The organism is Streptomyces sp. sk2.1 (genome assembly GCF_008120935.1).
Taxonomy (GTDB): domain Bacteria; phylum Actinomycetota; class Actinomycetes; order Streptomycetales; family Streptomycetaceae; genus Streptomyces.
In genome coordinates this window covers 1-10,624 of record NZ_RDBO01000173.1, presented here as the reverse complement: position 1 = coordinate 10,624, position 10,624 = coordinate 1, and the positions used below count along the sequence as shown (strand labels likewise).

The window sequence follows — 10,624 nt, the reverse complement described above, 5'->3', positions numbered from 1 at the left end:
GCCAGGCCCTGGCGGGCGAACGGGCGCCCCTGCCCTGCGATATGGAGCTGCCGTAGTGCACCCAGCGCGGGCCCCCGCGCCCCGGCTCAACGGCCCCCAGGAACGGCCCCGGCTGGACGTGGTGCGGGACGGCCGGATCGTCACCACCGTCGAGCTCCGGTGCGACGGCGAGGAGGCCGGGTTCCTGGTGCCCGGGCTGCCGGAACGGATGGGCACCGTCGAGCTCTGGCTCCCCCCGTACCACCAGTTCAGGCTGCGCGCCCTGACCGTCGACCGGACGGCGTCCGTGGAGCGCGACGGGCGCGGGGGCCCGCGCTGGGTGCACTACGGCAGCTCCATATCGCAGGGCAGGGGCGCCCGTTCGCCCGCCAGGGCCTGGCCCGCGCTCGTCGCCCGACGGGCCGGGCTCGATCTGACATCCATCGCGCTGGGCGCGGCGTGCTGCCTCCAGCCGATGTCGGCCCGGCTCATGCGCGACCTGCCGGCCGAGCTGCTCACGGCGTGCGTCGGCATCAACGTCCAGGCGCTCGGGAGTCACAGCCCGGACGCCTTCACCTCCGCCCTGATCGGTTTCGTGGCCACGGTCCGCGAGCGGCATCCGACGACACCGTTCGCGCTGATGTCGACCATCGTCGCACCGGACCGCGAGACGGTTCCCGGTCCTTCCGGACTGACCGTCCAGGACTGCCGCGTCCGGGTCCGGCAGGCCGTGGAGCTCCTGCGGCGGCACGGCGACACGGCCCTCAACCACATCGACGGACTCGACGTCTTCGGCCCGCGCGAGGCCGGACTGCTGCTGGAACCGGAGGGGTTGGACCGGCTGCATCCGGGGCCGGCCGGCCATCCGGTCCTCGCCGAGCGCTTCCTGGCCGCGCTGCGCCGCAGCCTGTGTGTGCCAGTACCAGCATGATTCGGGATCTGGCTGCCCCGCTCCCGTACCGGAACGATCGCCTCGTCAGACGCCGTCCGGCGAGAGGAATGCCGTGCCCGAGACCACACCGTCCGCCGCCGAGGCGGCACCGCCCGCGCAGTCACCACCCGCCCGGGTGCCGTGGGCGGCGTACACGGGCGTGTATCTGCTGCTGTTCCTGATCGGCACCGAGACGTTCCTGGTCTCGCCGCTGCTGCCGACCATCGCCGGTTCGGTCGGGGTCTCCGTGGCCGCCGCGGCGAGCACCGTCACCGCGTACACCCTGGTGTACGCCCTGACCGCGCCGTTCCTCGGGGCGGTGTCCGACCGCTTCGGCCGGCGCCCCACCATTCTCGCGGGAACGCTGCTGTTCCTGCTGGGCAACGCGCTCGCGGCGGTGGCCGGGAACCTGACGGTGCTCGTCGTCGCCCGGGTGGTGGGTGCCCTGGGCGCGGCGCTGGCCGGGCCGTCGATCTGGGCCCACATCGCGGAGACGGCCCCGGCCCCGGTGCGCGGCCGGGCCGTCGGACTCGGCATGGCGCTCTTCTCCGCCGGGCAGGTGCTGGGCGTCCCGGCGGGCAGCTTCCTGGCCGGATGGGGCGGCTGGCGGGCCTCGTTCTGGGCGCTCACCGCGCTGACCGCGGCCTCGGCCCCCCTGCTGCTCGCCCAGATCGAGCGCCGGCCGAAGGACGGAGCGGCGGGCGGGGCGGCCCCGCTGCGGTTCACCGCGGTGTTCTCCGTCTGGCGCGACGGCGTGCTGCGGCACACCCTGATCGTCGTCTTCCTGCTGCAGGCCGCGAACCTCGGGGCGTACACCTTCCTCGGTTCGGCGCTCCACGACCGGTTCGGGCTCTCCGTCAACGAGTTGGGGCTGCTGGGCATCCTGGTCGGGGCCGGCAGCGCGCTGGGTTCGCTGGTCGCGGGCCGGATCGGGGACCGGGCGCGGGAGCGCGGCTCCGGCGACGCGGTGTGGATTCCGGTGTGGTGCCTGGTGCTGGGCGGGGCCGCGGTGCTGGCCGCGCTCGGGGCGACCTCGCTCCTGGCGTACGCGGCGGTGCTGGTGTGGTTCTTCGCGAGCGGTGCCTTCGGGACGCTCGTGCAGACGCTGCTGGTGTCGTCGCGGCCGGATCTGGGGGCGACGTCCAGCTCCTGGAACAGCGCGACGCTGTACGCGGGCACGGCGGTCGGTGTCGCGGCCGCGGGTGCCTTCGCGCACGCGGACACCGGTACCGCGGTGGTCGGCGGTGGTCTCGCGGTGCTGGCCGGGCTGACCGCGCTGCCGCTGGTGGGCCGGCTCCGCCCGGCCGGGGCGCAGGGGTCCGGGGAATCCGCGGCGCCGGAAGGCCCCGGGGGGCCGGAGTCCGGGAAGTCCGCGGCGCCGGAGGAGCCCGCGCCCGAGGGGACTTCGCGTGCCGGGGCCGTGGGCGAGGGCTCCGCGAAGGGGGCGGTGACCGATGGGCGTGCCTGACACCGGGCACCGCCGGGCGCTGCCGCTCGACGGCCTGCGCGCCGTGGCCGCGCTGCTGGTGATCGCCCTGCACGTGGGGATCTACACCGGTCAGGTCGCGTCCAGTTGGCTCGGCATCGGCGAGGCCGGGCCGCTCGGTCCGGTCGTCTCCCGCTTCACCGTGGGGGTGCCGATCTTCTTCGTGCTGTCCGGGCTGCTGCTCTACCGCCCGTTCGCGAACGCCGCGCGCGACGGTGGACCGCGCCCCTCCACCGGTCGCTACCTCCGCCACCGGGCGGTGCGCATCCTGCCCGCCTACTGGCTGGTGGCACTGGTCTCGCTCGTGTGGTTCGGCCGCGACACGCTCGGGGCGGCCTGGCCGGCGCTGCGGACGTTCCTGCTGCTCCACATCTACGGCTCCGACCCGATCCCGGCCGGGATACCGCAGACCTGGAGCCTGGCGACCGAGGTGTCGTTCTACGCCGTGCTCCCCCTGCTGGCCGCGGCGCTCCATCCGTTGCTGCGCCGGGGCAGGGCGGGCGCGGTGCTGGGCGTCCTCGGTGCGGTGGAGGCGGTGACCCTGCTGTCGGTGGTGCTCACCCACGTGCCGTCCGCCGGGCCCTATCCGCCGGCCCAGCTGTGGCTGCCCGAGTACGCCGGGTACTTCGCGGCGGGCATGGCGCTGGCGGTGATCGCCTCCCGGACCGTCGAGCCGCCCGCCCCCGTCCGCCGGCCGTGGCTGTGCTGGGGCGTGGCCCTCGGGGCGTACGTCCTGGTGTCGACGCCGCTCACCGGGTCGACGCTGCGCTATCCGACGGTGGCCGAGGCGCTGCTGGAGCATCTGCTCTATCTGGTCGTCGCGGTGGCGCTGGTGGCGCCGCTGGCCCTGGGGCCCGCCCGGCCCGGTCCGGGGACGCCCGCCCGTCTGCTGGCCCATCCGGTGCCCGCCTGGCTCGGGCAGATCTCGTACGGCCTGTTCCTGTGGCACATGGTCGTGGTGGAGGGCTGGCTCCGGGTCACCGGCGAGCGGGCCGGGTCGGCGGACTTCCGGGTGCTGTTCCCGGTCACCGTGGTGCTGTCCGTCGGATGTGCCGCGTTCAGCCACTACCTGGTCGAACGGCCGCTGCGGCGGCTGCGCGGCCGGACGCCGGAGCCCCGGCCGGTGCCCGGCCCCCGAGTACCCGATCCCACGGAGTCCGGACCCCGCCGRCCCGGCCCCCGACGGTCCGACCTCCGCGACGAACAGGAGTCCGTACTTCCATGAACGATGTCCGCTGGGGCGTCAACCTGCCTCTGCCCACCCATGCCCTGACCGATCACCGGCGCACCGTCGAGGCGCTTCCCGACCTGGGGTTCACCGATGTGTGGACCGGGGAGGGCGGGGGCATCGACGCCTTCACCCCGCTCGCCACCGCGGCGGCCTGGCAGCCGGCGCTCCGGCTCGGCACGGGAGTGGTGCCGGTCTTCACCCGCGGCCCCGGCATCCTCGCGCAGACCGCGGCGACGCTCTCCCAACTCACGGAGGGTGAAGTCCTGTTGGGTGTCGGCGCGTCCGTGCCCGCCCATACGACGGCGCTCAACGGGGTGGCGCACGACCGGCCGCTCGCCCGGGTCCGGGACACCGTCCGGTTCCTGAGGCGGGCCCTGCGCGGGGAGCCGGTGGGCGACGCTTACGAGACGCTCTCGGCGCCCGGTTTCAGCCTCGGCTTCACCCCGGCCAGGCCACCGAAGGTGCTGGTCGGCGCGTTGCGGCCGCGGATGCTCGGGGTGGCGTACGGGGACGGGGACGGCGCGGTCGTCAACCTCCTCACCGCCGAGGACGTGCCGCGGGTGATCGCGGCCGGGCGGGCGCAGGGGGGCGTGGACGGCTCGGACGGCACCCCGCCGCCGCCCAAGGAGACGGTGGTGAAGCTCTTCGTCTGCCCGACGCGCGACACGGCGTACGCGAGGAACGCGGGGCGCGGCTTCCTCGGCTGGATCCTCAACCAGAAGCCCTACCACGCGTTCCACGAGTGGCTCGGCCGCGGGGACCTGCTCAAGGCCTCGCACGAGGCCCATCTGGCGGGCGACCGGTACGGGGCGGCCGCCGCGCTGCCGGACCGGCTCGTCGACGCCCTGTGGCTGCACGGCGAACCGGCCGCGCTGCGCGAACGGATCCGCGGCTTCCTGCACCCGGGGGTGACGACCCTGCTGCTGTACGTCGCGCCGACGCCCGAACTGTACGGGGACCCCGCGGCGCTGCCCGGGCTGCTCGCGGACCTGCGGACATGACGGCGGGTCAGCTCTTGGGCGGGCGGCCGGTGTTGCGCGTCGGAGCCGTCGGCGGGGACGGGCGCCGCGTGGTGCTGCAACTGCACGGGGGCGGCTACCGGTCCGGTTCCCCCGGGCCGAGCCGCCCGCTCGCCGCGCATCTCGCGCGCCGTACGGGGGCCGAAGTGCTGGTGCCCGCCTATCGGTTGGCGCCCCGGCACCCGTTCCCGGCGGCCGTCGAGGACGGTCTCGGCGCGTACACGGAACTGCTGCGGGACGGTGTTCCCGCCGACCGGATCGCCCTCGTGGGCGAGTCGGCCGGCGGGGGGCTGGCGCTCGCCGTGCTCCTGGAGGCGCAGCGGGCCGGGCTGCCGATGCCCGCCGCCGCGGTGGGGCTGTCCCCGTGGCTCGATCTCACCCTGGAATCGGGGGCGTTCGAGCGGTGCGCGGACAGCGATCCGGTGCTCGACCGGTCCTCGCTGCGCCGTTCCGCCGCCCTCTACCTCGCGGGGGCCGACGCCCGCGGCCCCGCCGCGTCGCCGTTGTTCGCCGACGGGGCGGCGCTGGCCGCCCTGCCTCCCGTGCTGCTCCAGGCGGCCCGGGAGGAGGTGCTGGTGGACGACGCGCGGCGGTTCGGCGCGCGGATGACGGCCGCGGGCGGTCGCTGCCGGGTGGAGTTGTGGGAGGGGGCGACGCACTGCTGGCAGTTGTTCGTGGACCGGCTGCCGAAGGCGGTGGCGGCCGCCGACTCTGTTGCGGATTTCTTAACGGAACATCTCGCCTGAAGGACAACTGACGAGAAATCGGACAGTGGTGGCCGGAACCCGGTTAAGCTGGCCCGTGAAACCCGCAGGATCGCGGAGAATCGGGGGGCGGCATGCAGCCGGGCGACGGGTTGACGAATTCCGGTCCGTACGGACGGTGCAGACGATGTAGGGGCGTGCCGCAGCACTCCCGGTGATCATTCGTCTTCACCCGTCGACCCGGAAGGGAATTCTCCGTGCAGAAGTCCGCACACACATCCACGAACACCGAGGAAGAAATCGGCGAGAGCAGGGGATTCGCCAATTCCAAGGAGCTGGGGGCGTTTCTGCGCGCCCATCGCGAGAGGCGCTCCCCGCAGGACGTCGGGCTGCCCGACACCGGCCGGCGCCGGACGCCCGGGCTGCGCCGCGAGGAGGTCGCGGCGCTGTCGGGCGTCGGGCTCGCCTGGTACACCTGGCTGGAGCAGGGCCGGGTGATCCCCTCCCGGAAGGTGCTGGAGGCGGTGGCGCGGACGCTGGGGCTCGACGCCGTGTCGTACCGCCACGTCCTGGCCCTGTCCGGGCTGCTGCCGCCCGCGGTGGACGGGGCGGGGCACGACGAGGTGGCGGCCCGTCTGCAGGGCCTGCTGGACACCTGGGAGAACAGTCCGGCGGTGCTGCTGGACTCGCGTTTCGACATCACCGCGTGGAACGAGGCGTACGCCGCCGTGTGGTCCGACCCGGCCGGCATCCCGGCCGGGCGCCGCAACCTCATGTGGTGCGTGGCGGGCAGTCCCGCGTTCCGTTCGACGCTGCTGGACTGGGAGCCGCTGGCCCGTGCCGTGCTCGCGCACTTCCGGGGCCAGACGGCGCGGCTCGCCGCGAGCGACCCCCGTACCCGGGAGATCTACGCGATCCTGCGCGCGGACTTCCCGGAGCTGGCGCAGTGGTGGGAGTGCCAGGGCGTCGGCGATCTGACGGCCCGCCGGGTCTCGGTGCTGCTGCCCCGGCACGGCGGGCTCGACCTGCAGTTCTCGGCGTTCCGGCCGGTGGACGACCCGGAGGCGCTGATCGTGGTGCAGGCCCCGGTCGGCCCCGGAGACCGCGAGCTGGTGTCCCGTCTGGTGCGGGAGGGCCGTGACACGGGTGCGGAGGTCGTCCGCATCGGGCGGTGCCGGGCGGGCTCCGGTCATCCGGCGGCGGCGCCGGCCGCGGCGAAGAAGGAGCGCAGCTCCGCGTAGGTCTCGGCGGGCGCCTCCTCGGGCAGGAAGTGCCCGCAGTCCAGCGCCCGCCCCCGTACGTCACCGGCCCACCGCCGCCACACCGCGAGTACGTCGTGGTGCCGTTCGGTGTGCGACCGTCCGCCCCACAGGGCGAGCACCGGGGCCTCGATCCGCCGCCCCGCCCGCAGGTCCGCCCGGTCGTGTTCCAGGTCGGGGCCGAACATCGCCCGGTAGTCCTCGCACATCGCGTGCACGACGGCCGGGTCCTCGGCGGCCTTCCGGTAGGCGGCGAGCGCCTCGGGGGCGAACAGCCCGGCGTGCGCCCCGAAGAGGAACGTCTCGGGGTCGCCCGCGATCAGGCGCTCCGGGACCGGGTGCGGCTGGGCCATGAGGAACCAGCGCCACAGCTGCCGGGCGGCCCCCGCGTCCACGGCGTCCAGCGCGTCCGCCGTGGGCACGATGTCGAGCACGGCCAGCCGGGTGACGCGTGCCGGATGGTCCAGGGCCAGCCGGTAGGCGCACCGGGCGCCCCGGTCGTGGCCCGCCACGGCGAAGCGGTCGAAGCCCAGCGCGTCCATCACCCGCACCAGGTCGCCGGCCAGGGCGCGTTTGTCGTACGGGGGCGGGTCCTCGCCGGTCCGGACGGCCCGTCGGCTCTCCCCGTACCCCCGCAGGTCCGCGGCCACGACGGTGAACTCCGTGGCGAGCGGCGGTGCGACCGCGTGCCACATCGCGTGGGTCTGCGGAAATCCGTGCAGCAGGAGCAGCGGCGGGCCCTCGCCCCCTCTGCGGACGTGCACGGGGCCGCCGTCGGCCCCGGTGACGGTCAGCGAATCGAATCCCTCGAACAGCACCATCGGGCCAGGCTAATGGCGGCCGACCCGTTCGGGAATTCATTGCGGATGCTGTTATTCACGGTCACAGGATGACCGGTGCACCGCCTCAAGAATTGACATTGACGGCGTCGAACTCTCATTCCTATTCTGCGTCAGGAATTTCGAATTCATTCTTCCCGAAATATTCTTCTCCGGTCGAAAGAGCTGCTGATGAAGCAGAAGTACTCCACCGACATGAGCCCGTCGGAGCGCGCCGCACTGTGGCGGCAGCGCCTCTTCGAGGCCGAGGCCGGCCTGACGCGGTACCTCACCGAGACCCGCGGCGGCCAGGACATCGACGGCTGGATCGCGGTGCGTTCGGAGATCTTCGCCGATCTGCCGGGCCGGGGCACCGACACCGGCCCGGACTCCGGTGCCCGCGCCGGGGCGGACCTCGCCGGGGACTGGCAGCGCGTCTTCTTCCGCGCCCAGGCCCTCATGGAACGGTTCCTGGTGTCCCGCTACGGGCACGGCGAACTCGCCGCCTGGGCACGGGCCGGTGCCGAAGTCCACCGCTACGTCGAGCCCGGTCACGGCCGCGGCGCGCTGGACCCGGTCCTCCGGGTGGCCCGCCAGGCCGAGTTGTACGGATCGCGCTACCGCGTCGTCGAGGACGGCGCCGAACGCGCCGTGCTGGAGATCTCGCACTGTGCCATCTGGGACTACCGCGAGCAGGCGCGCGCCCGTGGTGTGCGCATCACGCTCGCCTCGCCCTGCGAGTACTGCGTGCACGCCACCGGCGCCAACATCGCCGCCAAGGGCTACGCACCACGTCATGAACTCACCGAGGGTCCCGACGGCCCCGGTTGCATCTGGGAGGCGCAATGTGCGGCATAGCCGGCTGGGTCGACCGGGACCGCGATCTGCGGACCGAGGGCGAGGTCGTGCGGGCCATGACCGACACCATGGTGCCGCGCGGGCCCGACGCGGGTGATGTGTGGCTCTCCGAGCACGCCGCGTTCGGCCACCGCAGGCTCGCCGTCATCGACGTCGGGGGCGGCGCGCAGCCGATGGAGGCGCGCGACGGCGACGGCCGGGTGCTGGCCGTCATCACCTACAGCGGCGAGGTCTACAACTTCCGCGAACTGCGCGCCGAACTGACCTCGTTGGGGCACCGCTTCCGCACCGGCTCGGACACCGAGGTGGTGCTGCGGGCCCACCTCCAGTGGGGCGAGGCCGCGGTGCCCCGGCTGAACGGGATGTTCGCGTACGCCGTCTGGGACGTGCCCCGGCAGGAGCTGCTGCTGGTGCGCGACCGGCTCGGTGTGAAACCGCTGTACTGGACGGGCGGCGACCGCCATCTGCTGTTCGGTTCGGAACCGAAGGCCGTCCTGGCCAATCCGCTCTTCGAGGCCGAGACGGACGCGGAGTCGCTGGCCGAGCTGTTCGCGGTCCCGTCCGCGCCGACGCCGGGCCGGACCGTCTTCCGGGGGCTGCACACCGTGCGTCCCGGGCACACCGTGCGGTTCGGTCCGAACGGGGTGGGCGAGCGGGCGTACTGGTCCCTGGAGACCCGGCCGCACACCGACGACCTGGACACCACCGCCGCCCGGGTGCGGGAGATCCTGACCGACACGGTACGACGACAGCTGGTCAGCGACGTACCGCTGGGGATGCTGCTCTCCGGCGGGCTGGACTCCTCCACGCTGACCGCGCTGGCGGCGGCGGACGCCCGCGGCGGCAAGCTCGCGACGTTCTCGGTGGACTTCCCGCCGGACGAGCAGCCCGAACGCCTGGGCGACTGGAACCGGGACAGCGACGCGCCGTACATCGCGGAGCTCTCCGACCGGCTCGCCACCGTGCACACGGCGGTGACGGTGCCGGGCGGCGAGCTGCTCGCGCACCGCTCCGTCGGGCTCCGGGCCCGCGACCGGCCCGGCTGGGGCGAGCCCGACGTGTCGCTGTACCTGCTGTTCAAGGGGGTGCGGCAGCATGTCACGGTCGCCCTGTCGGGGGAGGTCGCCGACGAGGTGTTCGGCGGCTACCCCTACTTCCACCACGACCGTCCGCTCGACACCTTCCCGTGGCTGAGCGACCGGCCGTCGCCGGCGGACCTGCTGCGGCCGGAGGTCGCGGAGTGGGTGCGGCCCCGGGAGTACGCCGCCCAGCGGTTCGCCGACGCGCTCGCCGAAGTGCCGCACCCGGCGGGCGGGTCGGGTCCGGAGCGACGGGCCCGGCAGATCTCCCACCTGGCGCTGACCCGCTGGCTGCCCGCCCTGCTGGACCGCAAGGACCGGATGAGCATGGCGGCGAGCCTGGAGGTGCGGGTGCCGTTCGCGGACCACCGGCTCGTCGAGTACCTGTGGAACGTGCCCTGGTCGCAGAAGAACACCGGCGGGGTGCCCAAGGGCCTGTTGCGGCGGGCGGTCGGCGACCTGCTGCCGGAGAGCGTGCTGCACCGGCCCAAGAGCGGCTATCCGGCCAGTTCCGCGCCCGGTTACGGGCGGGCGCTCCGGGTGCTGGCCGAGGATCTGGTGCACCGGAGCAGTCCGGTGTTCGACCTGGTGGACCGGGCGGCGGTGAAGCGGCACCTGGCCGAGGGCACACCGCTGCCGGGGCCGCGCGCCGCGCCCCACCCCACCGGCGGGCTCGACCACCTGCTGGCCGTGGACCGCTGGCTCGAAACCTACCGGGTGAGGGTGCGATGAGCCCCACGACCGGCCGGGGCGGACCGACGACGGCGGAGTACCTCGACGCCGCCCGGACCTTCCCCACCGGGGTGACGGTGGTGGCCACCCGCTACCGGGACGGCACCCCCGCCAAGACCGTCTCCGCCTTCGCCTCGCTCTCGCTCGACCCGCTGCTGATCGCCGTGGCCATCGGCAGGCACAGCCCGCTGGTGTGGGCGGCGCGCGCCTCCGGCGTGCTGTCGGTCAACGTCCTGCGCCACGACCAGCAGGAGGTCGCCGATCACTACGCGCGGCCCGAACGCGACCGGCCGCAGCCACCGCCGGCCGGCCTGGTACGGGAGCACACCGGCGCGCCCGTCCTCGACGACTGTCTGAGCTGGTTCGACTGCCGGCTCGTCACCGTGGTGCCCGGAGGGGACCACTCCCTGCTCATCGGTCAGGTGGTCGGGGTGCGGAGCGGCAACGGCCCGCCGCTCGTGCACCACGCCGGCCGGTACCACGGTCTCGGCCCCGCCGCGCAGCAGCCCCTTCTCCCCCACCGAGTTC

Annotated in this window: 10 protein-coding genes; 9 read left to right on the top strand and 1 reads right to left on the bottom strand. The window is 74.2% G+C overall.

The features are described 5' to 3' along the window. The first annotated feature begins 55 nt into the window (after window positions 1-55). The 6 genes from EAO76_RS41970 to EAO76_RS41945 all read left to right on the top strand — a co-directional run bounded on the left by EAO76_RS41970 (window position 56) and on the right by EAO76_RS41945 (window position 6,591). Window positions 56-910, top strand: a complete 855-nt coding sequence (locus tag EAO76_RS41970) for a GDSL-type esterase/lipase family protein (RefSeq protein ID WP_262376211.1) — start codon at window positions 56-58, stop codon at window positions 908-910. Between the two features lie 73 nt (window positions 911-983). After that, window positions 984-2,378, top strand: a complete 1,395-nt coding sequence (locus tag EAO76_RS41965; RefSeq protein ID WP_187439026.1) for an MFS transporter — start codon at window positions 984-986, stop codon at window positions 2,376-2,378. Then, window positions 2,365-3,621 carry an acyltransferase gene (locus EAO76_RS41960; protein WP_148841478.1) on the top strand — a complete coding sequence of 419 codons (1,257 nt, stop codon included), beginning with the start codon at window positions 2,365-2,367 and terminating at the stop codon, window positions 3,619-3,621. Before EAO76_RS41965 ends, EAO76_RS41960 begins: the two co-directional genes overlap by 14 nt. After that, entirely contained in the window at window positions 3,618-4,628 is a 1,011-nt protein-coding gene (locus tag EAO76_RS41955) for an LLM class F420-dependent oxidoreductase (protein WP_148841477.1), read from the top strand. The genes EAO76_RS41960 and EAO76_RS41955 overlap by 4 nt, the downstream gene beginning before the upstream one ends. Continuing rightward, the gene (locus EAO76_RS41950; protein ID WP_148841476.1) at window positions 4,625-5,392 is read left to right on the top strand and encodes an alpha/beta hydrolase; all 768 of its coding nucleotides are present in this window, start codon (window positions 4,625-4,627) and stop codon (window positions 5,390-5,392) included. The genes EAO76_RS41955 and EAO76_RS41950 overlap by 4 nt, the downstream gene beginning before the upstream one ends. Window positions 5,393-5,607: 215 nt before the next feature. After that, window positions 5,608-6,591 (top strand): helix-turn-helix transcriptional regulator, encoded by a 984-nt coding sequence (locus EAO76_RS41945; RefSeq protein WP_262376210.1) that lies wholly within the window; start codon window positions 5,608-5,610, stop codon window positions 6,589-6,591. Here EAO76_RS41945 and EAO76_RS41940 read toward each other — a convergent pair. Continuing rightward, a complete protein-coding gene (locus tag EAO76_RS41940; RefSeq protein ID WP_148841475.1) occupies window positions 6,540-7,430 on the bottom strand; it encodes an alpha/beta fold hydrolase in 891 nt (296 codons plus the stop codon). The two genes, EAO76_RS41945 and EAO76_RS41940, sit on opposite strands and share 52 nt — an antisense overlap. A 189-nt stretch (window positions 7,431-7,619) precedes the next feature. On the opposite strand from EAO76_RS41940, the gene EAO76_RS41935 reads away from it, so the two are divergent. The 3 genes from EAO76_RS41935 to EAO76_RS41925 form a co-directional block, all read left to right on the top strand. After that, window positions 7,620-8,285 carry a hypothetical protein gene (locus EAO76_RS41935; protein WP_148841474.1) on the top strand — a complete coding sequence of 222 codons (666 nt, stop codon included), beginning with the start codon at window positions 7,620-7,622 and terminating at the stop codon, window positions 8,283-8,285. Then, window positions 8,273-10,096 carry an asparagine synthase (glutamine-hydrolyzing) gene (gene asnB / locus EAO76_RS41930; RefSeq protein WP_148841473.1) on the top strand — a complete coding sequence of 608 codons (1,824 nt, stop codon included), beginning with the start codon at window positions 8,273-8,275 and terminating at the stop codon, window positions 10,094-10,096. Before EAO76_RS41935 ends, asnB begins: the two co-directional genes overlap by 13 nt. Continuing rightward, window positions 10,093-10,624: flavin reductase family protein (locus EAO76_RS41925; protein WP_148841472.1), on the top strand; the 532-nt coding region annotated here is incomplete at its 3' end. The genes asnB and EAO76_RS41925, both read left to right, overlap by 4 nt.